The following is a 25,416-nucleotide window of genomic DNA, read 5'->3' on the forward strand; positions in this document are numbered from 1 at the left end:
AAACCGTAGCCGAGGCCGAGGCCGAGGCCGACGCCGCGTCAGGACCAGTTCCATGCCTGGTTGGTGTTGCCCGCGCAACCCCATCCCTGCACCCTTTGACCGTCCTGGCCGGAGGTTTCGGCCTGCGCGTCCAGGCAGAGGCCGCCCGGGACACTGACCAGTGTTCCGCCGCCACCGAGGCGCCATCTCTGGGCGCTCTGCCCGTCGCAGTTCCTGGCGCGGATCTGCTGGCCGTTCTGGGCTGCCGTGCCGGCGTCCAGGCAGAGGTGGTTGCCCTGGTTGACGACCAGGTACTGGGAGTCCTGACCGGACACCCGGTACAGCGCCCACTTCTGGGTGGCCGTGTCCTGGCATCCCCACACCTGTGCGTCCGGCTCGCGGGTATCGAGGCACCGGGCGATCGACGCGCCGTTGATGCTCTGGGTCACCGTGACCGAGCCGGCCTTGACCGGCCCGGGCGGCTTTCCGTACAGCAGCTTCTTGGTCGCCCCGCCGACCCTCCCGTCGACGGTGATCCCGGCCTCGCTCTGGAGAGCCCTGACCGCGGTGACCGTCGCCTCCCCGAACCGCCCGTCGATCGTGACGCGCAGTCCGTGCCCGCCGAGACGCATCTGCAGTGCCTCGACGCAGACTCCCTGGGACCCCGGCACGATCTCGGCGGGACAGGGAGCGGTGCGGATGTCCAGCGTCGCGGGATCCCGCGGGCCCCCGGCGCTGGGGGATTTCTCCGCCGCCCGGTCGGGGCCCGTCTTCGACGGAGTGGCCTTGGGCGCCTTCTGTGAACTGGTGGGCACCGAGACCGGGTTCTCCGTCACGGCCGACGAGGCCTCCGGCCCGGGGCCGGCCGTGGGTGTGCTGTCGTCCTGCCGCAGAAGGGCGACGGTGATGCCCCCGGCGACCAGGAGGCCCGCCATGGCAGTGGCGCCCGCCATCAGTTTCCTGCGCCTTCCGGGCGTCGGCTTTCTGCGCCTCCCGGGCGCCGGCGGGGCAGGGGCGTCGGACGCGACGGAGCCGGTGGACGGGTCCATGGGCAACGGGTTCACGGGCGACGGGTCCATGGGCGGCGCCGCGGCGAGGGCGACGGGGCGTCCCTCGCGCAGGGGCGCCCACTTCGGGGCGGACCGGGGCGGCTGCCCGTCCGGGGCCGGCAGCTGGTGCCCGATGGCGGTCCTGAAAACCGCCTCGGGTAATGGTCGGCTCCGAGGATCCTTGTCCAGACATGCACGGATGAACTCGGCCAGGTCCGCGTCGACGGCCGCCACCTTGGCGAGGACCTCCTCCCGCGGCGGTTCGAAGGCCACCCGGTGCAGGACGTCGACACCCGTCCCCTCGCCGAACGGCGCGCGCCCGGTGACGGCGTAGGCGAGGGCGGAGGCCAGCGCGAAGATGTCCGAGGCGACGGTCACCTCGTTGCCTCTGACCTGTTCCGGGGACATGAAGGCGGGGGTACCCACGTTCTGGCCCGTGACGGTGATCGAGGCGTCGTCGGTGGCCTGGACGACACCGAAGTCGATGACGCGGGCGCCGTCGGCCGCCAGGATGACATTGGACGGCTTGAGGTCCCGGTGGACGATCCCCGCGCGCCAGATGGCTTCGACCGCACGCCCCATGTCCGCCATCAGCCGCCAGGCCGCCGTCGCGTCGATCGGCCCGCGCGCGGTGACGACCTCGTCGAGCGTCGGCCCTGGGACGTACTCGGTGGCGACCCACACCAGGTCCTCGTCGAAGCCACTGCCCAACAGTCGTACGATGTGCGCCCCCTGGACGCGGTCCAGCGCACCGACCTCGCGCTCGAAACGCTTGCGGAAGAGGGGGTCCTCCGCGTATTCGGACCGGATCACCTTGACCGCGGCCATTCCCGTCCCGCCGACGGTGTCCCGGCCGAGATAGACCCGGCCCATCCCGCCGCTGCCCAGCCGTGACATCAGCACATAGGGGCCGACCCGTGAGGGGTCGTTCTTCCGGAGCGGGACCGGGGCCGGCGGGTCCATGCCGACCGCCGCGTAGGCGAGCGCGACGGACCGGTTGAGCTGGGGGTCAGTCATGGTGGATCCCGGTCTCTCGCGTGACATGTGCGACGAGCGCGGCGTGCGCGACTGACGTCGGTCAGCGGGAGACTATCCCAACATCCTTGCGAAAATGGTGAGTTGGTGTTCGATTCAACCTTGTGTCGCCTTTCCCAGCAGCGCCTTCGCGATGATCACCTGCTGGACCTGGCTCGTGCCTTCATAGATACGGAACAGCCGGGCGTCGCGGTAGAAGCGCTCGACGGCGACCCCGCGCATATAGCCCGCGCCGCCGTGGATCTGCACTGCGCGGTCCGCGACCCGCCACACCATCTCGCTGGCGAAGTACTTCGTGCAGGACGGGCCGATCTTGGTGTCCGTACCGGCGTCGAACGCGCGGGCGGCCTCCAACACCGTGGCGCGTCCGGCGTAGTAGTCGGTCATCGAGTCGGCGACCAGGCCCTGGACCAGCTGGAAGGAGCCGATCAGTTTGCCGGACTGGCGTCGGGTGCCGGCGTACTCGACGGACTCGTGGACCAGCCGTTCGGCCATGCCCACGCAGAGCGCCGAGATGTGCACCCTGCCGTGCGCGATGCAGCCCATCGCCGTGCCGAAGCCCCGGTTCAGGCCGCCCTCACCACCGACGAGCGCGGACGCCGGTACGCGTACGTCGTCGAAGAACACGTCCGCCGTCCAGGCGCCGAACTGGCCCATCTTGTGGTCCTTCGGCGCCACGGTGAGGCCCGGCGTGCCGGCCGGGACCAGGAACGTGGAGATCCCACGGGTGCGCGGGGCGTCGGGGTCGGTGCGGGCGAAGACCATGAACACATCGGCGAGCGGGGCGTTGGTGATGTACCGCTTGGCGCCGTTGATCACCCACTCGTCGCCTTCCAGATGGGCGCGCGTGGTGAGCGTCGAGGGGTCGGACCCGGCCTCGGGCTCGGTGAGCGCGAACGACGCCAGTACGTCACCGGAGGCGATCCTCGGCAGCCACTCGGCCTTCTGTTCCTCCGTGCCGCCGACCATGAGGACATGACCCGCGATGCCGTTGTTGGTCCCGAACATCGACCGCAGGGACGGGGTCGTGTAGCCGAGCTCGAACATGAGCTGGGCCTCCTCGTACATCGACAGCCCCAGCCCGCCGTACTCCTCGGGCAGCGCGAAGCCGAACAGGCCCATCTTCTTGGCCGCCTCGCGGATCTCCGCGGGCATCTCGTCCTTCTCGTCGATCTCCGCCTCGAGCGGCACGACACGTTCCCGGACGAAGCGCCGGACCTCGGACAGCACCGCGCTGAAGTCAGCCGCGTCCATGTCGACTCCCTGATAGTCCTGATAACCCTGATGGCCCTGGTTGTAATCAGTGATCTGTTTGTGTCTCGTCCGGCTTCCGCTCCGGCCGGTAACACACGGCCAGCAGCGCCGCCGCGCTCGCCGTGCCGATGCCCGCGGCCAGCAACGCGGGCCCCGCGCCCGCCCGTTGGCGTCGCAGCAGCCCGTCGAGCGAGTACCTGCCGTTGCCCAGCGCCGCCAGCGCGACGGCGGCGCCGCCCACGACACCCACGTACTCCCAGCCGCCCTTGAAGACGAAGAAGCCCTTGCCTCGGTGGTCGGTCCGGGCCGCCACGGCCATCAGGCCGACGGCTGCCGCCGCCGGGAGGGGGTTGGCCGCGCCCAGGGTGATGCCCACGCCCGCAGCCATCTCGGTCCCGGCGGCCATCCGGGCGTGCGTCTCGGGCGGCTTCAGGCCGAGTGCCTCGAACCAGCCCGCCGTGCCCTTGAGCCCGCCAGGACCGGCGACCTTGTTCCAGCCGTGCGCGAAGAGCATCGGGCCCAGCGTCGCGCGCAGCACGAGAGCCGCGACGTCGTGGCCGCCCCCGATGCCCCGGGCCTTCACTGGCCGACTCCGGTGGCGCGGCCGGCGGGGGCGACTCCGTACAACTGCGGTACGGCGTCGACGAGTTCGTCGTACGTGAGGGCCTCGCCGGACCGGCTGGGATGGACGCCGGCGACGGTCCAGCCCTGCAGTCGGTTCAGCCGGTTGCCCTCGATGCGCAGGACCTGGCCGGTCAACCAGGCCGAGCTGTCGGAGGCCAGGTAGACGACGACACCGGAGGCGTTGGCGGGATCGCGCGGATCGAAACCGTCGACGGCCTGGAGAGACGCGCCGACGTCCAGCCCGTCCGTCATCCGCGTGGCCGCGATCGGTGAAACGGCGTTCGCGGTGACGCCGTACCGGCGCATCTCCAGGGCGGTCAGCACGGTGAGCCCGGCGATACCGGCCTTCGCCGCGCCGTAATTGGACTGGCCCTGGTTGCCGAACAGGCCGGTCCCGGACGTCGTGTTGATCACGCGGCCGGCGACACGCTCGCCCTGCTTCGACGCCTCTCGCCAGTACGCGCAGGCGTGCCGCGTCAGTGCGAAGGTGCCCTTGAGATGCACGGCGATCACCGCGTCGAACTCGGCCTCGGTCATCGAGAACAGCATGCGGTCGCGCACGATCCCCGCGTTGTTCACGACGATGTCGAGGCGGCCGAACTCCGCGACGGTGTCCGCGACCATGGCCTCGGTCGCCGCCCAGTCCGTCACCGAGGAGTGGTTGGCGACCGCCCGGCCGCCGAGCTTGGTGATCTCGGCGACGACCTCGTCGGCGGGGGAGTCGCCCGTCCGTTCGCCGTGCACGCCCGAGCCGAGATCGTTCACCACCACGGTCGCGCCGGCCTCGGCGAGCGCCAGGCAGTGCGCCCGGCCCAGCCCTCTCCCGCCGCCGGTGACGATGGCGACCTTGTCGTCGAGGATGCCCACGCCGTACCTCCTGAGCAGATCTGTCGGGTCAGTTGAGTTCGCGGAGTACTTCGTCGGTGTGCTCGCCGAGCGTCGGCGCGCCCCCGAGTGGCTTGTCGTCGACGCCCCAGAAGGCGACGGGCGTCGCCACCGTCCGAAGCATCGGGGCGTCACCCATGCCGGGCTGTTCGACGAACGCCCCGACCGCCTCCGCCTGCGGATCGGCCGACACCTCCGCCAAGGTCTGCACGGGCGCCCACCACACGCCCTCGGCGTCGAACCGCTCCGCCCACTCGTCCAGCGGGAGCCGCGCGAACTCCTCGTCGAACACGGCGATCAGTTCGCGTACGTGGCCACGCCGGGCCTTGCCGGTCGCGAACCGCTCGTCCGTCGCCAGGTCCTCGCGACCCAGCGCCTTGACGACACCGGGCCAGTGACGGTTGCCCTCCAGACCGACCAGCCAGAACCAGCGGTCGTCGGCTGCCCGGTAGGAGTTGTAGAGCGGGGACTCGTGCTCGGTGCGGTAGCGGGTACGCCCGCGCTTGCCGAAGAAGTTCTGCAGGGCGAGGTCGTTGCCGTTGGCGTACGTCCCGGAGCGGAGCAGTGACACGTCGACCACACCGCCCTCACCCGTACTCCCACGACGCAGCAATGCGGCCAGGACGCCCGCCACCAGGTTGGACGCGGCCGTACGGTCGCCGAGGCCGGGGCGGATGCCGGGCGGGGGCTCCCCGGCCGGGTTGAGCATGGCGGCGATGCCGGGGCGGGCCCAGAAGGCGGAGACGTCGTACCCGGCCCGGTCGCGCTCGGCGCCCGCCCAGCCGTAGCCCGTCAACGTGCCTATGACCAGGCGGGGATGGCGGGCACGCAGCTCGTCCGGTGCCAGGCCCAGACGCTCCAGGGCGCCGGGGCGGAGATTGGTGACGAAGACGTCGGCGCGCTCCAGCAGCCGCTCCAACGCGTCCTTGCCCTCCTGCGATCGCAGGTCGAGGACGATCCCGCGCTTGCCGCGGTTGTCGGTCTCGAACGGGGGCGCGCTGTCGATGTCCTGACCGACGTGCCGGAGGGTGTACCGGTTGGGGTCGCCGGTCGGAGCCTCCACCTTCACCACGTCGGCGCCCCAGTCGGCGAGCATGGTGGCAGCGGCGGGTGCCGCCACCCACATGCCCAGCTCGACGACGGCAATGCCCTCCAGTGGCCGCACGGTCCACCACCTCCACACCGGTTCGGATCAGTCGGGGTCTGTCAGGGGTCTGTTATGGGTTTTCGAGAACGCTCGCTACCTGCCGCGGAAGTCTCCGGGGCGACGTTCGCGGAAAGCCTTGAGTCCCTCGGCCCGGTCCTCGGTGGAGAACAGCACCGAGACGGTCTCGCGCTCGTACGCGATCGCCGTCTCCAGGTCCATGCCGAGCCCGTGGTCGATGAGCCGCTTGCCCGCCACGAGCGCCAGAGGTGCACCGGCCGCGAGGGTGGCGGCCAAGGCCTCGGCGGTGGCGAGTGCTCCGCCGCGCTCGGCCAGTTCGTTGACCAGGCCGAGCTGCCAGGCCCGTTCCGCGTCGATCGGCTCGCCGGTGAGGATCATCTGCTTGGCGATCGCGGGAGGCAGCAGTCGCGGCAGCCGCTGGGTGCCGCCCGCGCCCGGCAGTACGCCGAGTTTCATCTCGGGCAGGCCGAGCCGCGCACCCCGCTCCACCACGCGCAGGTCGCAGGCGAGCGCCAGCTCAAGACCGCCGCCGAAGGCGAAACCGTGGACGGCCGCGACCGAAGGCTTGGGGAACTCCTCCAGAAGTGCGTACACCCCGGTCAGGCGCTCCACGAAGGCACGGAACTGCCCGGGTGCCGTGAACGACTCGATCTCGCTGATGTCGGCCCCGGCCGAGAAGGCGCGGCCCGCTCCCGTCAGGACCAGGGCGCGTACGTCGTCGTTGTCGCGCAGGTCGTTCAGCGTCTGCGCGAGCCGGTCCACGGTCTCGGAGCCGATGGCATTGAGCTGTCCGGGCCGGTCCAGGGTCAACACGGCGAGTTTGTCGCGGAGTTCGACGTTCAGCACGGTGCTCACCTCAGACCATCGTGAGGCCGCCGCTGACCGAGAGCGTCTGCCCGGTCATGTAGGCGGCGTCGTCGGACGCGAGGAAGGCCACCACTCCGGCGATCTCGGCGGGCCGGGCGACGCGGCGCAGCGGGATCGCCCGCACGGTCGCGTCGTACATCTTCTGGCTGTACTCGGCGACCTGGCCGAGCAGCGCGGTGTCGGTCGGCCCAGGGCAGACGCTGTTGACGGTGATGCCGTGCCGGGCGACCTCGCGGGCCAGTGCCTTGCCGAAGGCGATGACCCCGCCCTTCGTCGCGGAGTACACCACCTCGCCGGACGAGCCGACCCGGCCGGCGTCCGAAGCGATGAGGACGACCCGGCCGCCCCCGCGCTCGGTCATCGAGTCGAGCACGGCCCTGGTCATGGTGAGGGTGCCCCGGAGATTGACCGCGATGATCCGGTCCCAGGTCTCCTCGGTGCTGTCGACGAAGCGGCCGATGACGTCGACGGCCGCGTTGTTGACCAGGATGTCCACCGGGCCGAGTTCGCCGGTCGCCCGCTCCACGGCCTCGCGCACGGCCACGCTGTCGGAGATGTCCACGCCGACGCCCGTCGCGCGGACGGAATGCCGTTCGGCGAGTCCGGCCGCGACCTTCGCGGCGGCCTCCTGGTCGAGGTCGCAGACGGCGACCGAGGCTCCCTGGGCGGCGAGTCGGTCGGCGATCGCCTCGCCGATGCCGCGGCCCGCTCCGGTGACGAGTGCCACCTTGTCCCGTACGCTCACGCGCCCTCCCTCGCCCAGCTGCCGATACAGCGCTATCGTATAACTACTTCAGCTAAATAAGCGAGATGCCTGAGTGGAGTCGAGCATGCGCCGTACGATCTTCACCGCGGAACACGAGCTGTTCCGGGACACCGCCCGCACCTTCTACCTGCGTGAATGCGCCCCGAACGCCGAGCAGTGGGAGCGGGACGGCCAGGTGGGCAGGGCCGCGTGGGCAGCCGCGGGCAAGGCCGGGCTCATCGGCTGGCAGTTCCCGGAGGAGTACGGCGGCCAGGGGATCTGGGACTTCCGCTACAACGCCATCATGGCGGAGGAGATGGCGGCGACCAGCTCGGTCGGCATCGGGCTCGGGCTGCAGAACGACGTCATCCCGCCCTATCTGATGCACCTCACCACCCCTGAGCAGAAGGCCCGTTGGCTGCCCGGAGTGGTCAGTGGCGAGACCATCTGCGCGCTCGCCCTGTCCGAGCCGGCCGCCGGGTCCGACCTCAAGGGCATCCGCACCACCGCCCGCCGGGACGGCGACGAATGGGTGATCGACGGCTCCAAGACCTTCATCACCAACGGCATCCTGGCCGACCTGGTCATCGTGGCCTGCAAGACCGACCCGGACGCCGGGCACAAGGGCATCAGCCTGATAGTCGTCGAGCGCGGCACCGAGGGCTTCGAGCGCGGACGCAAGCTCGACAAGGTCGGGATGAAGGCCCAGGACACCGCCGAGCTGTTCTTCCACGACGTCCGCGTCCCCGCCGAGAACCTCATAGGGCAGGAGGGGCGCGGTTTCTACCACATGATGGGCAACCTCCCGACCGAGCGGCTGGCCATCGCCGTCTCCTCGCTCGCCGCGGCCGAGCGGGCCTACGCGCTGGCGCTGGAGTACGCCAAGACCCGTACGGCTTTCGGGCAGCCCATCGGGCAGTTCCAGGCGAACCGCTTCGCCCTCGCCGACATCAAGGCCAAGCTGGGCGTCGCCCGGGTCTACGTGGACGGCTGCATCATGGCCCTCTTCCAGGGCGAGCTGACCCCTGAAGAGGCCGCCGCGGCCAAGTACTGGACCTCGGAGACCGGCTGGGAGGTCATCGACCGCTGCATGCAGCTCTTCGGCGGCTACGGCTACGTCAACGAGTACGAGATCGCGCGCATCTGGCGGGACAGCCGGGTCCAGCGGGTGTTCGGCGGGACCTCGGAGATCATGCAGGAGATCATCGGGCGCTCGCTCGGACTGTGAGCCCGTGGGGCGGGACGTGCTCCAGTCATTGCTTCAGTCATTGACTACCTTGGCTAAATAGGTTAGCTATTTAACCTGGATGCGCGGACGGCGCCGGACGGTTTCAAGGAGGCATCCGTGGTCACGGTCGATGTGAAACTGCACCAGGACAGAGCCGAGCACGATCTGCCGCAGCCGAGGCTGGTCATCGGCGGCAAGGACATCACCGACACCAGCGGCGGCCTCTACGAGCACAGGAATCCGGCAACCGGCCTGGTCCAGGCGCTCATCCCCCTCGCGGGTGCCGCCGAGGTGGACCGGGCCGTGGCCGCCGCCCGCCAGGCCTTCGAGGTATGGGGCACCATGCGCCCCGCCGAGCGCCGCCGACTGCTCACCCGGTTCGCCCAGCTGCTCCGCGACCACATCGCCGACTTCGCCGCGATCTGCCCGCTGGAGAACGGCGTCTGCATCGGCGGCTGGGCTTCGAGCGTCGGACCGCACGTCGCCGAGTGGACCGAGTACTACGCCGGCTGGGCCGACAAGATCGAGGGCATGGTCGGCGCGGCCTACAGCCCGCACGAGAACGTCGAGTACACCATCGCCGAGCCCTACGGCGTCATCGGCCACATCATCACCTGGAACTCGCCCGCCCTGTCGCTGGCGATGAAGGTCCCGCCGTCGCTCGCCGCCGGGAACACCGTGGTCATCAAACCGGCCGAGTCGACACCGTTCTCCGCGCTGCTCTTCGCCGATCTCGCCCGAGAGGCGGGCATCCCCGACGGTGTGATCAACGTCGTCACCGGGCTCGGCGACGCGGGCGCCGCCCTGGTGACGCACCCTGGGGTCGACAAGATCTCCTTCACCGGCGGACCCGCCACCGCGCGCCGCATCATGGCCGACGCGGCCCTGAGCCTCAAGCCCGTCGTGTTCGAGCTGGGCGGCAAGTCCGCCAACCTGCTCTTCGCCGACACCGACCTGGACACCGTCGTGCCGTACTGCGCCGCCTTCGCCATGAGCAACACCGGGCAGGGCTGCGCGCTGCCCACCCGGCTGCTGGTCGAGCGGCCGGTCTACGACGAGGTCGTCGCGCGCGTCACCGGGGTCGTGGCCCACCTGCCCGTCGGCGATCCGCTCGACCCGACGACGTACATAGGACCCCTCATCAACGAAGCCGCCCGCGACCGGGTCCAAGGCGTGATCGACAAGGCCGTCGAGGGAGGCACGGGCCGACTCGTGTTCGGCGGTGAACGCATCGACTCCGACGGCTACTTCGTGTCCCCGACGGTCTTCGCGGACGTCGACAACCGCAGCGACCTCGCCCAGCAGGAGATCTTCGGCCCGGTCCTGGCCATCACCCCGTTCGACACCGAGGACGAGGTGGTAGCCCTGGCCAACGACAGCGAGTACGGCCTGTCCGCCTACATCCAGACCCGTGACATCGCGCGCGTCAACCGCCTGGTGCCGCGTCTGAAGGCCGGCACCGTCTACGTCAACCCCGGGCCGAATCCCATCACTTCGCCCGCCACGCCCTTCGGCGGCGTCGGCCTCAGTGGATTCGGACGGGAAGGCGGCAAGGCCGGCCTGGAGGAGTTCATCAACGTCAAGGGTGTCGGCATCGGCCGCGTCTGACCCTCACCTTCCGAAGCCTTTGGAGCCATGAGCATGCATTCCGCCCGCCGCCTGACGCTCGGCGACATCATCCGCGAGCACCGAAGGTCCTTCCCCGACGGCGTCGCCCTCGTGGACGGCGAAGTCCGGCTGACCTGGCCCGAGTTGGACGAGCGCACCAACCGGCTCGCCCACGCCCTCACGGATGCCGGGGTCGGGCCGGGCGACCGCATCCTGTGGCTGGGACAGAACTCCTTCCGGATCTGGGAGCTGCTCGGCGCCGCGGCGAAGACCGGAGCCATGGTCTGTCCCGGGTACTGGCGGTGGGCAGCCCCCGAAATGGCGTTCGCGGTCGAGGACTTCGACCCCAAGGTCGTCGTCTGGCAGGACGAGGAGATCGGCGACACGGTCGGCAAGGCGCGAGCCGAACTGGGCAGCGACCACCGGGCGTTGTGGCTGCGGCATGACGTCGAGAGCGCTGCGGGCCCCGACTCCTACGAGTCCTTCCTGGCCTCCGGATCACCCGAGGACCCGTGCACCGACGTCGACCCGGACTCCGCGCTCCTGGTCATCTACACCGCCGCGATCACCGGACGGCAGTCCGGCTCGATGCTCTCGCACCGCAACCTGCTCGCCATGGGTACGAGCAGCGCCTGGATGGGCGACATCGGCCGGGAGGCCGCCTTCCTCGGCGCCGGACCGATGTTCCACATCGGCAACTACCAGTTCTGGGGTGTCCCTGCCTTCGTCCACGGCGGGAAGAACGTCATCGTCCGCCGCGTGATCGCCGAGGAGCTGCTCCCGCTGCTGGCGGCGGAGCAGTGCACCCACGCGTATCTGATGCCCCCGACCATCGCGCAGCTCGTCGCCCTGAACCGCGAGGCGGGCCACGACCTCTCCCATCTGCGGGCCAGCGTCGCCGCACCCCTGTGGCAGGGCACCGTGCCCACCGACCAGAGCCGCTTCACCCGCAACGGCGGTGGCGAAGGCCGCGGTTATGGGCAGACGGAGGTGACCGGGTTCGCCGTGACCGGCGCCCATGGCGGCTCGGGCACCGGCAACGCGGGGCGACCGGGACCCTTCAGCGCCGTACGCATCCTGGACAGCGCCGGCAAGGAATGCGCGATCGGCGAGGCCGGCGAGATCTGCGTACGCGGCGACCTCGTGCACCTCGGCTACTGGAACCGCCCGGAGATCAACGAGGAGCGCTTCCGCTTCGGCTGGTGGCACACCACCGACCTCGGACGGCGTGAGCCCGACGGCACGATCAGCTTCCTCGGGACGACGACCCGCATGCTCAAGTCGGCGGCCGAGAACATCTTCCCCGCCGAGGTGGAGAACTGCGTCGAGTCCCATCCCGCGGTGAAGGAGGCCGCCGTGATCGGCGTGCCCAACGAACGCTGGGCCCAGGACGTCAAGGCCGTCGTGGTGCTCCAGGAAGGCGCCGACCCGGTCACGGCGGCGGACATCGTCGAGCACTGCCGGTCGCGCATCGCCTCGTACAAGAAGCCGAAGACGGTGGAGTTCGTCGAGGCCCTGCCCCGTACCAAGGACTTCGCCAAGGACTACGAGGCACTCGACGAGCGGTTCGGCGGTGGCGGCTATCCCGGCGGCGACACGCTGGGCGCGGGACGGTGACCCGGTGAACGACCGGCAGCCCGTAGTGGTAGGCGTCCACGCCACCGAACAGGCGCTGAGCCTCCCCGACCGTGACGCCATGGACCTCGCCCTCGAAGCGGTGTCCGGAGCGATCGCCGACGCCGGACTGACCCCGGCGGACATCGACGGCGCCCAGGTCGACTGGCCCGGCCCCGGCGGCGTACCTGGCGAGGGCAGTTCATGGGCCCGCATGCTCGGCCGGGACCTGCGCTGGACCAGCGACTCGATGCTCGACAACGCCGGCTCCCGGGGCCTGCTCAAAGCGGCGGCGGCCGTACGGGCCGGACTCGCGGACACTGTCGTGGTCGGCGGCTGCAAGCTGGTCTCGCGCGGTGGAGGCCCCGTCGGGGCCGGTGTACCGCTGGAGTTCGCCGATGTGTGGGGCAGCTACGTGGTCGCGCAGTTCGCGCTGGTCGCGGCCCGGCACATGCACGAATACGGCACCACGGCCCGCCAGTTGGCCGAGGTCGCCGCGACGATCCGCAACAACGGCACGACCAACCCCGAGGCGATGATGTACGGCCGCGGCCCGTACACCGCCGACGACGTGCTCGCCTCCCGCATGGTCGCCACCCCCTTCCACCTGCTGGACTGCTGCATCGTCGGCGAAGGCGGCGCCGCACTCGTGGTGACCACCGCCGAAAGGGCCCGCGACCTGCCCCAGCAGCCCATCGCCGTACTCGGCGGAGGCATGGAATACCACCAGGCCGCGTACGCCAATCCGGCGCTGCACCGGGAGGTCGGGCAGCTCGGCCGCGACGCCGCCGCCCGCGCCTACGCCATGGCCGGCATCGGTCCGCACGACGTGGACGTGTTCTCCCTCTACGACCCCAACTCCTTCGAGGTCATCAGGCAGTTGGAGATCCTCGGCCTGTGCGGGGAGGGGGAGGGCGGACCGCTGGCAGCCAGTGGCGCCATCGCCGTCGGCGGCAAGCATCCCGTCAATCCGGACGGCGGCTGCCTGGCATACGCGTGGAACGGGACGCAGCAGATGACGCTCAAGGTTGTCGAGGCCGTACGGCAGTTGCGCGGCAGCGCGGTGCACCAGGTCGAGGGCGCGGAGCTGGCGGTCGTCGGCAACGCCGGATCCGGGGCGCAGCACTACGAGATGAGCGTGCTGGGGAGGACCCGATGAGCCGGCCCGTACCCGTTCCCACCTTGCTGTCCAGGCCCTTCTGGGACGCGGCCAGGCGCGGAGACCTGGTCGTGCCCCGTTGCACGAGCTGCGGCCTGCGCTTCTTCGTGCCCGAGCCCGCCTGCCCCGGCTGTATGTCCCGGGAGTGGGGGTACGTGCCCAGCGCGGGCCGCGGGGCCGTCTACTCGGTGACCGTCGTCCACCGGGCGCCCGGCCCCGGCTTCGACACGCCCTTCGCGCTCGCCGTGATCGACCTCGACGACGGCGTCACCCTGCTCTCGCACGTGGACGCCGGAGATCCGGACGACGTCGTCATCGGCATGCGCGTGCGCGTGGATTTCCGGGCCTTCACGGACGAGATCACGCTTCCGTACTTCGTGCCGGACACGAGACACGAGCGACTGACAACCGAATGAGCGTGGAGGTGGGCGCGGTGACGAACACGCCGGTACGGGTCCCCAAGATGGCCGAGCTGGTGGCGGCACAACTGCGCCGCAAGATCGTGCGTGGGGAACTGACGGAGGGGGAGGCGCTGCCGGCCGAGACGGCGCTGATGGAGGAGTTCGCCGTCTCCAGGCCGACGCTGCGCGAGGCGTTCCGGGTACTGGAGTCGGAGTCGCTGATCAGCGTGCGCCGGGGAGCCAGGGGCGGGGCGCGCGTGCAGATCCCGGAGGGCACGGTCGCCGCCCGCTACGCCGGGGTGGTCCTCGAATACCGGGGCACGACCCTCAAGGACGTGTACGACGCGCGTACGGTCATCGAGGCGCCGTGCGCCGGGCTGCTCGCCGAGCGGCGCACGGCCGAGGACCTGGAGCGGCTGCGGGCCGCCGTCACCGAGGCCGAGGCGCTGATGGACGACCCCTCGGCCTTCATCCGCGCCCACATGGAGTTCCACGCGCTCGTCGTCGAACTCGCGGGCAACGAGACGCTGAGCGTCCTCAACGGCATGGTCCGGCACATCATCGACCAGGCCAACTGGTCCCACGTCGACCTCGACGCCGGCAGCCCCGAGAACGTACGGGCCAATCGCCGCGGCTTCCGCGCCCACGGCGCGCTCGTCGAGCTGGTGGCCGCCCGCCGGGCCGAGGCCGCCGAGGAGCTGTGGCGCGTCCACCTCCAGGAGGCCGAGGACTACCTGCTGCAGAGCAGGTCCATGACGACGGTCCTGGACCTGCTCGGCTGACGGACAGCGGCTGACGACCGACAGTGTGGCCGTCAGCCGCCGTGCAGTTCCTGCACGATCGGCTCCCACACCTCGGCGTCGATCTCGTACGCGGTGTAGAAGGACACCCGGTCGACCAGCGACCCGTACCGGCGGCGGATCTCGGCCGCCACGTGCTGCGGCTCCGCCACCACGGCGAAGGTGTGCAGTACGTCGTCGTCGACGAGACCGCCCATCGCCTCCCACTTGTCGGCGCGGTCCGACTTCGACAACGCGTTGAGCTCGTCGCCGAGTTCACCCCAGCCGTGCAGCTCCAGGACACCGCGGTAGGCGGGGGTGCTGCCGTAGAAGGCGATCTGGCGCCGGGTGCCGTCCACAGCGCGGGCCAACTCCTCCTCGGTGCGCCCGGTCGCGGTCAGCAGCAGATGGGAGACGGAGAAGTCGCCGCGCGTACGGCCCGACTTCGCAAGCCCGTCCTCGACGGTCGGCAGAGTGACCTCCCGCAGATACCGCTCGGTGGTGAAGCCGTGCGCGAGCAGCCCGTCCGCCACCTCGCCCGCCACCCGGGTCATCGCCTCCCCGACGGCGGCCACGAAGACCTGGGGCGCGCCGCCGGGAGCGGGCGGGGGAGAGAAGAACGGGGACATCAGCGTGTGCGTGTAGAAGTCGCCGCGGAAGTCGAGCTTCTCGCCCTCGTTCCAGGCGGCCCAGATGGCGCGCAGCGCGCTCACGTACTCCCGCATCCGGGCGGCGGGCCGGCTCCACGGCATGGCGAAACGCCGCTCGATGTGCGGCTTGATCTGGCTGCCGAGGCCGAGCACGAAGCGCCCGCCGGAGTAGGTCTGCAAGTCGTGTGCGGTGTACGCGAGTTGCATGGGAGAGCGGGCGAAGGCCACCGCGATGGCCGTACCGACCTCAAGCCGGTCGGTGTGCTCGGCCGCGAGCAGCAGTGGCAGGAAGGGGTCGTGCTTGGACTCCGAGGCCCACAGGCCGTCGTAGCCGGCCTTCTCGTGGTGCCGGGCCTCCTCGACCACCTCGGCGGTGCGCCACACGCTGAGCTTCCCGTCGACCTTCATACCGCTCCTCCGACCGCGTTCGTGCTGCTGTCCATGCCGATGCGCTGTGCGAGCAGTTCCCGGTGGTACGTCGGATCGCCGAACAGCAGTTGTGATGTCTTGGCCCGCTTCAGATAGAGGTGGGCCGAGTGCTCCCAGGTGAAGCCGATACCTCCGTGCACCTGGATGTTCTGTTCCGTCGCCTGCAGACAGGCGTCGGAGCAGAACGCCTTGGCCAGGCTGGCCACGGCGGGCAGTTCCGGGTCCTCGTTCTCGGCCGCGAGCAGCGCGTAGTGCGCGGCGGCGCGGGCCGACTCCACCTCCAGCAGGACGTCTGCCAGAAGGTGCTTGACGGCCTGGAACGAGCCGATGGGCCGCCCGAACTGGTGCCGCACCTTGGCGTACTCCACCGCCATGTCGAGCGCGCGGGAGGCCACTCCGACCTGTTCGGCGGCCAGTGCCACCGCGGTCCGGTCGAGCACCTCCGACACCAGGTCCCATCCGTCGCCGCTCCTCGTACGGAGCCGGGTCGCCGGTACGTCCTGGTAGTCGAGGCGTGCCTGCCTGCGGGTGGGGTCCATGGTGGGCAGGGGCTCACGGGTCAGCCCGGCCGCGTCGCCGTTCACCCAGAACACGCCGATGCCTTCGCCGGTACGGGCCACGGTGAGGACGACATCGGCGGTGGCGCCGTCGAGCACGAACATTTTGTGCCCGGTCAGCAGCCAACTCCCCGCCGACTCACGGGCGGTGAGTCGGATCCCGTCGGCGTCCCAGCGAGTGGTTGCGCCTCCCGGGCCACCAGCGCCTGGGGGAGAGCCCTCGGTCAGGGCCAGCGTCCCGACCAACTCGCCGGAGGCCAGGCCGGGGAGCAGCCGCTTGCGGGCGTCCTCGTCGTCGCAGCGCAGAAGCGTGGTGGTCGCCAGTACGGCCGAGGCGAGGAACGGCGCGCAGAGCAGCGCCCGCCCCAACTCCTCCATGACGACGCCGACTTCGACCGGACCGTATCCCGCACCGCCGTACTCCTCGGGGACGGCAAGCCCCTGGAGCCCGAGCTCCGTTCCCATCCGGCGCCACAGTGCCCGGTCGAAGCCCTCCGGGGTCTCCATCAGGCGCCGCATCTCGGTCTCGGGGGAGGTGTCCGCGAGGAACGCCCTTACAGTGCGCCGCAGTTCCTCCTGCTCGTCACTGAACGCGAAGTCCATGCCCCTCAGCCCTTCTCGACGGCCCGGCGACGGCCGCGCGACGCGATGATCTTCTCCACGACGGCGATGTGGTCCGGGTCGTGCATGGTGTCCCGCTCGGCGAGCAGGGCAGGTTCCAGCACGGAGTTCATGGCCTGCTCCAGATGCAGGTTCACGGCCCGCTTGGTCTCGCGCAGCGCCCGCGCGGGCAGGGCGGCCACCCGCATCGCCAGGTCCATGGCCTCGTCCAGCAGCTTGTCCTTCGGTACGACGCGGTTGGCGATGCCCAGGCGGACGGCCTCCTCTGCGCCGACCCGGTCGCCGAGGAACAGCAGTTCCTTCGCCCGGGTCAGACCGACCAGCAGCGGCAGGACCAGTGCCCCGCCGTCGCCCGCGACCAGCCCGACCTGGACATGCGGATCGGCGATGTAGGCGTCATCCGCGATCAGTACGAGGTCGCTCAGCAGGGCCAGGCTGCAACCGAGGCCCACGGCAGGCCCGTTGACCGCCGCGATCACCGGCAGAGGGCAGCGGACCATGCCGGTGATGATCCGCCGGGCCTCGTCGACGTTCCGCTCCCGGAAGGCCCGGTCGCGCTGGACCCGGGTCATGATGTCGAAGTTGCCCCCGGCGCTGAACGCCCGCCCGCGACCGGTGAGTACGACGACTCGTGCCTCGGGGTCGTCGGCGAGTGTGTCCCACACCGACGCGAGACCGGAGTGCAGTTCCTCGCTCATCGCGTTGAGCTGCTCCGGCCGGTTCAGCTCGATCAGCCGGACCGGCCCATGGGAGGTCACCACCAGATCCGCCGGATCAGTCATGTCCGCACCGCCGCAATCCATCAATGAGTCAGTAGAGTGTAATGCTATAACTAATTAAGCTAACTGGGAACCGGTCACAGGGTGGCGGGGCCGGCCACGAGGCGACGAGGCTGACGGAGGACACGTATGCCGGAGCAGGAGTACGAGACCGTACGGGCCGAGGTGGCGGACCGGATCCTCACGGTCACCCTCAACCGGCCGGAGAGGCTGAACGCCTTCAATCCGCAGATGATGCGCGACCTGCTGGACGTCCTGGACGCGGCCGACGCCGACGACGAGGTGCGTGTGGTGGTGGTGACCGGAGCCGGCCGCGGCTTCTGCGCGGGTGCCGACGTCAGCTCCGGCGGCTCGTCCTTCGATCATCGCAGGGCGGGCGCCTGGCACCGGGACACCGGCGGCCGGGTCGCGCTGCGGATCTACTCCAGCAACAAGCCGGTGATCGCGGCGATCAACGGCCCGGCGGCGGGCGTCGGGGCCAGCATGACCCTGCCCATGGACATCCGGCTGGCGTCGACCTCGGCCAAGTTCGGCTTCGTCTTCGCGCGCCGCGGCATCGTGCCGGAGTCCGCCGCGAGCTGGTTCCTGCCGCGGGCCGTGGGGATGCAGCGGGCCATGGAGTGGGTGGCGACCGGCCGCGTCTTCGGCCCCGACGAGGCCCTCTCCGCCGGGCTGGTCCGCTCCGTCCACCCGCCGGAGGAGCTGCTGCCGGCGGCGTACGAACTCGCCCGGGAGATCGCCGAGAACACCTCGGCGATCTCGGTCGCCCTGTCGCGCCAGATGATGTGGCGGATGCTCGGCGAGTCCCACCCGATGGCCGCGCACCGCCTCGACTCGCGGATCATGAGCCAGATCGGCGGCGGACCGGACCCGGTCGAGGGCGTCGAGTCGTTCCTCGCCAAGAGGCCGCCCGAGTTCCCCGGCCGGGTCAGCAAGGACATGCCGGCCGTCCACCCCTGGTGGCAGGAGGAGGAGTTCCGGCCCTTCGGGGAGTAGCCCCGATCACCGACGATCCCCGACCGGATCATGGCCGAAACGCCACCCTGCCCCACGGTCCGGGACGGCCACGGGATCATCGACACCGGCCTCGACAAGCTCGACAAGGGCCGAGTGATCGTCCGGCGACGCCTTACGAATTGATGAGATCTGTCCGAAACATTGTCGTAGTTTCCCTGAAGTGTTAGCGTCCGCACGGCGTTCATTCAGTTGAATGCGTTAAACCATTACGCCCTGGACGGTGACCATGAGCGATGGTTTCCTGTACGAGTCCTTCCGTGGTGTCGACTGGGGAGTCGCCACGGCGGACACCATCGCGGCCCCGCCGCCGCCCCCGCCCGAGCGCGGCGGGCACTTCCGGCAGTGGACGGACGACATCCGTCAGCTGGTCGGTGTCACTCCCGACGCGCACCGGATGGTGGCCGGCTGGCCACGGCTGCAGCCCGACGGCCCCGGCGCCTGGGACCGGCAGGCCCTGGACCGCTGCGACCGCGCCCTCGACTCGCTGCTCGCACTCGGTCTGAAGCCCGGCCTGACACTGTTCGACCGCTCACTGCCGCCCTGGCTGGAGGCCTCCGGCGGCTGGCTGGCCCGTGACACAGCGGAGCACTTCGCCGCCTTCGCCGCCGAGCTGGGCCGCCGCTTCGGTGACCGCGTGACGCGCTGGATCACCTCCACCGACCTGGCCGGGCCCACACTCGCCGACCATGTGGCCGGGATGTACACACCGGGCCGGGGAATCGGCCGCGCCGGCCTGTCCACGGTCCACCACATCCTGCTCGCCAACGGACTCGCGACCCAGGCACTCAGGGCCGCCGGCGCGAGCGGCCGTATAGGCACCACGGTCACCCTCGTCGGCGGCTACCCGGCCACCGACGACCCCTTCGACCGCCTCGCCTTGGAACGCCTGGAGAGCTGGACCAACCGCCTCTTCCTGGACCCCATGCTGCTCGGCGAGCACATGGTGACCGAGGACGACGTCTCACCGGTCGAGGCCACCGGCTGCGTACACCCCGGAGACCTGGAGATCATCGCCACCACCCAGGACATGCTGGGCCTCTCCTGGCACACGCCCTTCCGAGTCACCGCACCGGAGAACCTGCCCCACGTGCTGCCGGCCGACAAGTGCCTGGGCACCCTCAACGAGGTGAACCGCCTGCTCGTCGGCCTCGGGTTCGCGATCACCCCGTTCGACGACGTGGAGACGACTGCGTACGGCTGGCCCCTCGTTCCCGAGGCGCTCGCCGACGCCGTCGCGGACCTCCACGACCTGTACGGGGAGCTTCTGCCCCCGCTGTCCGTCATCGACAACGGCATGGGCGATCTGGACCTGGTCGACGAGACGGGGCACAGCGACGACGCCCGGCGCAGGGCACTGCTGCGCGCCAGGCTCTCCTGGCTGGGCCGGGTGATCGCACGCGGTGTGCCCGTCTGCGGCTACGAGTACTGGTCGGTGCTCGACAACCTGGAGGCGAAGTTCCGCTACACCCGCCTCTACGCGATGGCGGTCCCGGACCACGAGCCCCCGCCGCGCCCGCCGATGCCCTCGGACTGGGTGCGTGGAGGGGCCTTCGCGAGCCCGGTCCCGTCCGGTGCCGCGGCCGGCCTGACGCTGGTGCCGACCGGGCCCCGGACTCAGAGCGTCGGAGCCCCGTAGTCCCTGCCCCGGATCAGTCGCACCGGGGTGTAGACGAGCACGTCCTCGTCCCGCTGATTGCGTACGGTGATCCGGCTGGTCACCACGCCCCTTCCTGGCTTGCTGGAGGGGCGGGAGTCGGTGGTCTCCACGACGGCGTACAGCGTGTCGCCGACGTACACCGGTCCCTGCACGGTCAGCTCCATGTGCAGGAAGGCGAGACCCGTGCCGTGCAGCACGTTCGTCTGGAGTACGAGTCCCTCGGCGATGCAGTACGTCAGCGCCCCCGGGACCAGTCGGCCCGTGTAGCCGCCGTCCGCGGCGTGCGAGGCGTCCCAGAAGAGCGGCTCGTTGAAGCCGCCCCAGGTGATGAAGTTGACCAGGTCCGTCTCGGTGACGGTGCGGCGGGCGGTCCGGAAGACCTGGCCCTTCGGCATGTCCTCGTACGTCATCCCCTTGACCAGTGGTGGGATCCCGGTGGCGGTGTGCTCCGATGTCATGGCGGCTCCTCAGGCATTCGTGGCGTTCGCAGGCATCTGCGGGCGTCCGTTGGTGTCAGCCGGTGTCAGCCGGTGTCACTGGGCGTCGGTCGGTGGGCGTCCGTCGGTCAGAGGTCGATCGGGTGTTTGTCCGCCACGCCCTCGAAGTCAGGGGCGCGCTTCTCACGGTGGGCGGCCAGTCCTTCGACGACCTCGTGCCCGCCGAACCCGAAGAACTCAAGGCCCAGCGAGGCCTCGAAGATCGGCTGGGCGGTGCGGTACCAGTGGTTGAGGGACCGCTTGGTCCAGCTGATGGCACTGGCGGGCCCGGCGGCCAGGGCGGTGGCCACACGCAGACCCTCCGCGTGTACGTCCTCGTCGTCCACGCACTTCGACACCAGGCCGATGCGCTCGGCCTCCTCGCCGGTGAGCGTCTCGCAGGTCAGCAGGTAGTACTTGGCCTTGGCCATGCCGCACAGCAACGGCCAGCAGATGGCGGCGTGATCACCGGCGGCGACCCCGAGCCGCGTGTGCCCGTCGACGATCTTCGCCCGGCGTCCGGCGATGGAGATGTCCGCCAGCATGCCGACGACCAGCCCGGCGCCGACGGCCGGGCCATGGATGGCGGAGACCACCGGCTTTGAGCAGTTGATCACCCCGTACACCATGTCCCGCGCCTCGCGCATGACCCGGGCGCGCACCGCGTACTCCTCGGTCAGCGCATCGATGGAATCGAAGGTCCCGCCGGCCGAGAACGCCTTGCCCGCCCCCTGGACCAGCACCGCACGCGTCTGGTCGTCCCGGTCGACGACCGCCCAGACATCGGCGAGCTCACCGTGCATCCGAGGATCCACGGCGTTGAGGTTCGGGGCGTCGAGCACGATACGGAGCACGCCGGACGCGGGCCGCTCGAACGTCAGGCTCGTGAACTGGTCGTAGAGATCGGTCACGTCGCGCTCCTGGTGTATTCAGTGCGGATACTATAATTATCTAACTGTATCGAGGGGTGGCTAGCAAGCAGGCGGCAACCGCTTCGCACCGAGGACGGGAAGCGCGGCATGGATCTCACCTTCAGCGAGGAACAGGACGAACTGCGCAAGGTCGTAAGGTCGTTCCTCGCCAGACACGCCACGGAGGCCGACGTGCGCCGCCTGGCCGCGGACCCGAGCGGGTACGACCCGGCCGTCTGGCGGCGGATGGCCACGGAGATCGGACTGCAGGGACTGGCCGTGCCGGAGAAGTACGGCGGCTCGGGCTTCGGCCACGTCGATCTCGGCGTCGTCTTCGAGGAGACGGGCCGCGCGCTGCTGTGCGCGCCGTACTTCGCCACCGTCGCCCTGGCCGCCGAGACGCTGCTGCGCTGCGACGACGAGAGGGCTCGCACCGACCTCCTCCCGGGCATCGCGTCCGGCGAGACCGTCGCCACGCTCGCGCTCACCGAGGAGAACGGCCGGTGGGACGAGGTGGGCGTCCACCTCACAGCCCATGAGGAGGCGGGCGGTTGGCGGCTGACCGGCGTGAAGACGTACGTCTTCGACGGACACCTCGCCGACCTGCTCCTGGTCGCCGCCCGCACCCCCTCCGGCGTCAGCCTCTTCGCCGTCGAGGCCGAAGCGCCGGGTCTCGCCCGCACGCCCCTCCCGACGCTCGACCAGACACGCAAGCAGGCCCGGGTGGAGTTCACGAACACCCCGGCCCGCCTGCTGGGCCCCGAGGGCGCGGCCTGGCCGGCCCTCGAACGCACCCTCGCCACGGCCTCCGTACTGCTGGCCGCCGAACAGGTCGGGGGAGCGGCTGCCGCGCTGGACGCCGCCGTGGAGTACGCCAAGATCCGTGAGCAGTACGGACGGCCCATCGGCTCGTTCCAGGGGATCAAGCACAAGTGCGCGGACATGCTCGTGGAGATCGAGTCCGCCCGCTCGGCCGCGTACGGCGGACTGTGGGCGCTGGACGCGGGCGACGAGGCGGAGATCGCGATCTCGGCGGCCCTTGCCCAGGCGTTCTGCTCGGAGGCCTTCACGAAGGTCGCCGGCGACAACATCCAGGTCCACGGCGGCATCGGCTTCACCTGGGAGCACCCCGCGCACCTGTACCTCAAGCGGGCCAAGAGCTCCGAGGTGCTGCTCGGCACGCCGTCGTACCACCGGGAGCTGCTCGCCGCCCGGCTCGGCATCTGATCATCGGCAAAGGAGCTGGCATGGAGCTGGACTTCGGGCCCGCGGTACGCGGCTTCCGCGACGAGCTGCGGGACTGGCTGGCCGAACACCTCGTGGGGGAGTTCGCCGAGCACCGGGGCGTGGGCGGCCCCACCGACGGGGCGGCCTGGGAGGTCCGCCTCGCCTGGGACCGCGAGCTGGCGGCGGGGAACTGGCTGGGGGTCGGCTGGCCGCAGGAGTACGGCGGACGGGGGCTCGGGCTCCTTGAGGAGATCGTCTTCGAGTACGAGTACGCCCGCGTGAACGCCCCCTACCGGGCCACCGGCAACGCCCTCGACCTGCTCGGCCCGATGCTCCTGAAGATGGGCAGCGAGGCGCAGCGGAAACGCTTCCTGCCACCGATCCTCTCCGTCGAGGAACTCTGGGGCCAGGGCTTCAGCGAACCGGGCGCGGGCTCCGATCTGGCCTCCGTGCGCACGAGGGCCGAGCGAGCCGGTGGCGGCGGCACCTCTTTCGAGGACGCCTCCGTCGAGGGCGCCTCCCGCCCGACCGGAGTCGAGAACGGGGACGAGTGGGTGGTCAACGGGCAGAAGGTGTGGACCTCCTTCGGCGTCCACGCCGACTGGCTCTACGTCCTCACCCGCACCGACCCCGACTCCCGGCGGCACAAGGGGCTGACGATGCTGCTCGTCCCGGCCGACCAGCCGGGCGTGGAGATCCGGCCCATCCGCAACCTCGCGGGCCAGGACGAGTTCGCCGAGGTCTTCCTGTCCGACGCACGCACCGACGCCGACATGGTCGTGGGCGAGGTCGGCCAGGGCTGGCGAACGGCGATGGCCACCCTCGGCATCGAACGCGGCACCACCCTGCTGCCCCAGCAGCTCACCTTCGAGCGAGAGGCCGAGGCCCTGATCGGCCTGGCCCGTGAGCGGGGCGCGCTCGACGACCCGATGCTGCGCCGCCGGATCGTGGACGCCTGGATCTCCGTACGCATCATGCGCACCACCAACCTGCGGACCATCGCCGAACTGACCGCGGGCCGCGCGCCGGGACCGCAGGCCACCACGGCCAAGCTGTACGCCTCGACCCGGCACCAGCAACTCGGCCACCTGGCCATGGAGTTGGCCGGACCCGCCGGGCAGATCGTCGGCGAGGACTACGGCCTGGACACCCGGCAGCGCTCCTTCCTGCTGTCACTCGCGGAGACGATCTACGGCGGGTCGAGCGAGATCCAGCGCAACATCATCGGGGAACAGCTCCTCGGCCTGCCGAAGGCGCCTCGGCCATGAGCGACGCTGCGGGTCAGCAACTACAGGGTGTGGGACGGTCCTTGGAGGACCGCATCGACCGCATCGAGTCCCATCTCGCCATCCAGCAACTGCCCATCCGCTACGCACTCGCCGTGGACGGCCGCGACCTCGACGCCTGGACCGGCTGCTTCCGGCCGGACGTGGAGATGGGGCGGCACGGCCGGGGCCGGGAAGCGCTGCTCGCATACATCGAGCCTCTCGTCCGGGGCTTCCGCCGGTCGGTCCACCAGATCTGCGGCCACCGCATCGAGTTCACCGACCGCGACACGGCGACCGGTGCCGTCTACTGCCGTGCCGAGCACGAGGTGGGGGACCGGTGGATCGTGATGGCGATCTGCTACCGCGACGACTACGCGCGCGTGGACGGCGAGTGGTACTTCTCCCGCCGCCGCGAGCAGCACTGGTACGCGGCCGACGTGACCGAGCGCCCTCAGGCCGTGGGCTTCAACGGCTGGGAGGGGTCCGGAGAACCGGCGCTGCCGGACGCCTTTCCCTCATGGGCGCCCTTCTGGAAGGACATGTGATGCAGCGAGGCACACGGCTGGCCGGGAAGACGGCTCTGGTCACCGGCGGAGGGCAGGGGGTCGGCCGCGGCATCGCGCTCGCTCTGGCCGCCGAGGGGGCGGCCGTGGTGATCACCGGCCGTACCGAGAGCAAGCTCAAGGACACCGCCGGGGAGATCGCCGAGCGTGGGGGGAGGGCGTACACCGTCGTCGGGGACGTGGGCGACCGTGCCGACGTCGACCACATGGTGGCCGAGACGGTACGGGAGTTCGGCGGGCTCGACGTGCTCGTCAACAACGCGCAGTCCTCGGTCCAGCGTCGGCTGGAGGAGACGTCGTACGAGGATGTCGAACTCACCTATCGCAGCGGGCCGTTGGCCGTGTTCCATGCGATGCAGGCGGCCCTGCCTCATCTCAGGGAGAGCCGCGGCAGTGTGGTGAATCTTGGCTCCTCGGCGGCCGTGCAGGGTGAGGTGACCTTCGCGGCCTACGCGATGGCCAAGGAGGCTATCCGCGGGCTGACCCGGGTTGCTGCGAGGGAGTGGGGTGCGTACGGGGTCCGCGTGAACGTCGTCTGTCCCGCCGCGCTCAGTCCGGCGGCGGAGGACTATCTTGCAGCGCATCCGCAGAAGGCGGCAGAGCTCGCCCGCGAGATTCCGTTGGGCCGGCTTGGGGCCCCGGAAGCGGACATCGGCCGCGCGGTGGCCGCGCTGGTCAGTGACGACATGGCGTATCTGACCGGGGCGACGCTGATGCTGGAGGGGGGTCGGACGCTGATCGGGTGACCGGTGCGTCCGGCAGGGCCTTTTTTGCCCCCGCCGCCCCTACCCATTCCCGTCCCTGACTCAGGGGCTCCGCCCCCGAACCCCCGCTCCTCAAACGCCGGAGGGGCTGAAGATTCCGCGGCC

24 protein-coding genes are annotated in these 25,416 nt (G+C 70.5%); 12 read left to right on the plus strand and 12 right to left on the minus strand.

What is annotated here, in order from left to right; genetic code table 11:
• Window positions 1-38 precede the first annotated feature (38 nt).
• The 7 genes from AOK17_RS10025 to AOK17_RS10055 all read right to left on the minus strand — a co-directional run bounded on the left by AOK17_RS10025 (window position 39) and on the right by AOK17_RS10055 (window position 7,603).
• Complete coding sequence (locus tag AOK17_RS10025) at window positions 39-2,045, minus strand: protein kinase domain-containing protein (protein WP_107102343.1); 2,007 nt, start codon at window positions 2,043-2,045, stop codon at window positions 39-41.
• Window positions 2,046-2,159: 114 nt separating this feature from the next.
• On the minus strand, window positions 2,160-3,317 hold the full coding sequence (locus AOK17_RS10030; RefSeq protein ID WP_055612011.1) for an acyl-CoA dehydrogenase family protein: 1,158 nt from the start codon (window positions 3,315-3,317) through the stop codon (window positions 2,160-2,162).
• A gap of 46 nt (window positions 3,318-3,363) precedes the next feature.
• Window positions 3,364-3,900 carry a DoxX family protein gene (locus AOK17_RS10035; protein ID WP_079052910.1) on the minus strand — a complete coding sequence of 179 codons (537 nt, stop codon included), beginning with the start codon at window positions 3,898-3,900 and terminating at the stop codon, window positions 3,364-3,366.
• Entirely contained in the window at window positions 3,897-4,808 is a 912-nt protein-coding gene (locus AOK17_RS10040; RefSeq protein WP_055612012.1) for an SDR family NAD(P)-dependent oxidoreductase, read from the minus strand. Before AOK17_RS10040 ends, AOK17_RS10035 begins: the two co-directional genes overlap by 4 nt.
• A 28-nt stretch (window positions 4,809-4,836) precedes the next feature.
• Window positions 4,837-5,991, minus strand: a complete 1,155-nt coding sequence (locus AOK17_RS10045; RefSeq protein ID WP_079052911.1) for a CaiB/BaiF CoA transferase family protein — start codon at window positions 5,989-5,991, stop codon at window positions 4,837-4,839.
• Between the two features lie 75 nt (window positions 5,992-6,066).
• Complete coding sequence (locus tag AOK17_RS10050; protein WP_055612013.1) at window positions 6,067-6,846, minus strand: enoyl-CoA hydratase/isomerase family protein; 780 nt, start codon at window positions 6,844-6,846, stop codon at window positions 6,067-6,069.
• A 1-nt stretch (window position 6,847) separates the two neighbouring features.
• Window positions 6,848-7,603 carry an SDR family NAD(P)-dependent oxidoreductase gene (locus AOK17_RS10055; protein WP_055612014.1) on the minus strand — a complete coding sequence of 252 codons (756 nt, stop codon included), beginning with the start codon at window positions 7,601-7,603 and terminating at the stop codon, window positions 6,848-6,850.
• Between the two features lie 85 nt (window positions 7,604-7,688).
• On the opposite strand from AOK17_RS10055, the gene AOK17_RS10060 reads away from it, so the two are divergent.
• The 6 genes from AOK17_RS10060 to AOK17_RS10085 all read left to right on the plus strand — a co-directional run bounded on the left by AOK17_RS10060 (window position 7,689) and on the right by AOK17_RS10085 (window position 14,395).
• Complete coding sequence (locus AOK17_RS10060) at window positions 7,689-8,831, plus strand: acyl-CoA dehydrogenase family protein (RefSeq protein ID WP_055612015.1); 1,143 nt, start codon at window positions 7,689-7,691, stop codon at window positions 8,829-8,831.
• Between the two features lie 117 nt (window positions 8,832-8,948).
• Entirely contained in the window at window positions 8,949-10,439 is a 1,491-nt protein-coding gene (locus tag AOK17_RS10065; protein ID WP_055612016.1) for an aldehyde dehydrogenase family protein, read from the plus strand.
• A gap of 27 nt (window positions 10,440-10,466) precedes the next feature.
• The gene (locus AOK17_RS10070) at window positions 10,467-12,056 is read left to right on the plus strand and encodes an AMP-binding protein (RefSeq protein ID WP_055612017.1); all 1,590 of its coding nucleotides are present in this window, start codon (window positions 10,467-10,469) and stop codon (window positions 12,054-12,056) included.
• 4 nt (window positions 12,057-12,060) lie between these two features.
• Entirely contained in the window at window positions 12,061-13,212 is a 1,152-nt protein-coding gene (locus tag AOK17_RS10075) for a thiolase family protein (RefSeq protein WP_055612042.1), read from the plus strand.
• The gene (locus tag AOK17_RS10080) at window positions 13,209-13,628 is read left to right on the plus strand and encodes a Zn-ribbon domain-containing OB-fold protein (RefSeq protein ID WP_055612018.1); all 420 of its coding nucleotides are present in this window, start codon (window positions 13,209-13,211) and stop codon (window positions 13,626-13,628) included. Before AOK17_RS10075 ends, AOK17_RS10080 begins: the two co-directional genes overlap by 4 nt.
• Window positions 13,629-13,645: 17 nt before the next feature.
• Window positions 13,646-14,395, plus strand: a complete 750-nt coding sequence (locus tag AOK17_RS10085; RefSeq protein WP_245697076.1) for a FadR/GntR family transcriptional regulator — start codon at window positions 13,646-13,648, stop codon at window positions 14,393-14,395.
• 32 nt (window positions 14,396-14,427) lie between these two features.
• Here AOK17_RS10085 and AOK17_RS10090 read toward each other — a convergent pair whose 3' ends face one another.
• The 3 genes from AOK17_RS10090 to AOK17_RS10100 are packed head-to-tail and all read right to left on the minus strand — an operon-like array spanning window position 14,428 to window position 17,431.
• Complete coding sequence (locus AOK17_RS10090; RefSeq protein ID WP_055612020.1) at window positions 14,428-15,450, minus strand: LLM class F420-dependent oxidoreductase; 1,023 nt, start codon at window positions 15,448-15,450, stop codon at window positions 14,428-14,430.
• Window positions 15,447-16,631, minus strand: coding sequence for an acyl-CoA dehydrogenase family protein (locus AOK17_RS10095; protein WP_055612021.1), 1,185 nt, complete (start codon window positions 16,629-16,631; stop codon window positions 15,447-15,449). The genes AOK17_RS10090 and AOK17_RS10095 overlap by 4 nt, the downstream gene beginning before the upstream one ends.
• Before the next feature lie 5 nt (window positions 16,632-16,636).
• On the minus strand, window positions 16,637-17,431 hold the full coding sequence (locus tag AOK17_RS10100) for an enoyl-CoA hydratase/isomerase family protein (protein ID WP_055612022.1): 795 nt from the start codon (window positions 17,429-17,431) through the stop codon (window positions 16,637-16,639).
• A gap of 126 nt (window positions 17,432-17,557) precedes the next feature.
• On the opposite strand from AOK17_RS10100, the gene AOK17_RS10105 reads away from it, so the two are divergent.
• Together AOK17_RS10105 and AOK17_RS10110 are read left to right on the plus strand one after the other, a co-directional pair.
• Entirely contained in the window at window positions 17,558-18,424 is an 867-nt protein-coding gene (locus AOK17_RS10105) for a crotonase/enoyl-CoA hydratase family protein (protein WP_055612023.1), read from the plus strand.
• A gap of 247 nt (window positions 18,425-18,671) precedes the next feature.
• On the plus strand, window positions 18,672-20,081 hold the full coding sequence (locus tag AOK17_RS10110; protein ID WP_055612024.1) for a family 1 glycosylhydrolase: 1,410 nt from the start codon (window positions 18,672-18,674) through the stop codon (window positions 20,079-20,081).
• On the opposite strand, the gene AOK17_RS10115 is transcribed toward AOK17_RS10110, so the two are convergent.
• Entirely contained in the window at window positions 20,060-20,560 is a 501-nt protein-coding gene (locus tag AOK17_RS10115) for a MaoC family dehydratase (protein WP_055612025.1), read from the minus strand. The two genes, AOK17_RS10110 and AOK17_RS10115, sit on opposite strands and share 22 nt — an antisense overlap.
• A 107-nt stretch (window positions 20,561-20,667) precedes the next feature.
• Entirely contained in the window at window positions 20,668-21,489 is an 822-nt protein-coding gene (locus AOK17_RS10120; RefSeq protein WP_055612026.1) for an enoyl-CoA hydratase/isomerase family protein, read from the minus strand.
• Window positions 21,490-21,597: 108 nt separating this feature from the next.
• Between AOK17_RS10120 and AOK17_RS10125 the strand changes: the two genes are divergently transcribed.
• Genes AOK17_RS10125 through AOK17_RS10140 form a run of 4 tightly spaced genes read left to right on the plus strand, consistent with a single transcriptional unit; the run spans window position 21,598 to window position 25,293 of the window.
• A complete protein-coding gene (locus AOK17_RS10125) occupies window positions 21,598-22,716 on the plus strand; it encodes an acyl-CoA dehydrogenase family protein (RefSeq protein ID WP_055612027.1) in 1,119 nt (372 codons plus the stop codon).
• 20 nt (window positions 22,717-22,736) lie between these two features.
• On the plus strand, window positions 22,737-23,984 hold the full coding sequence (locus AOK17_RS10130) for an acyl-CoA dehydrogenase family protein (RefSeq protein WP_055612028.1): 1,248 nt from the start codon (window positions 22,737-22,739) through the stop codon (window positions 23,982-23,984).
• Window positions 23,981-24,529, plus strand: coding sequence for a nuclear transport factor 2 family protein (locus tag AOK17_RS10135; protein ID WP_055612029.1), 549 nt, complete (start codon window positions 23,981-23,983; stop codon window positions 24,527-24,529). Before AOK17_RS10130 ends, AOK17_RS10135 begins: the two co-directional genes overlap by 4 nt.
• Complete coding sequence (locus AOK17_RS10140) at window positions 24,529-25,293, plus strand: SDR family NAD(P)-dependent oxidoreductase (RefSeq protein ID WP_055612030.1); 765 nt, start codon at window positions 24,529-24,531, stop codon at window positions 25,291-25,293. The genes AOK17_RS10135 and AOK17_RS10140 overlap by 1 nt, the downstream gene beginning before the upstream one ends.
• Window positions 25,294-25,416 lie beyond the last annotated feature (123 nt).

This window comes from Streptomyces phaeochromogenes, from assembly GCF_001418655.1.
Lineage (GTDB): Bacteria > Actinomycetota > Actinomycetes > Streptomycetales > Streptomycetaceae > Streptomyces > Streptomyces phaeochromogenes.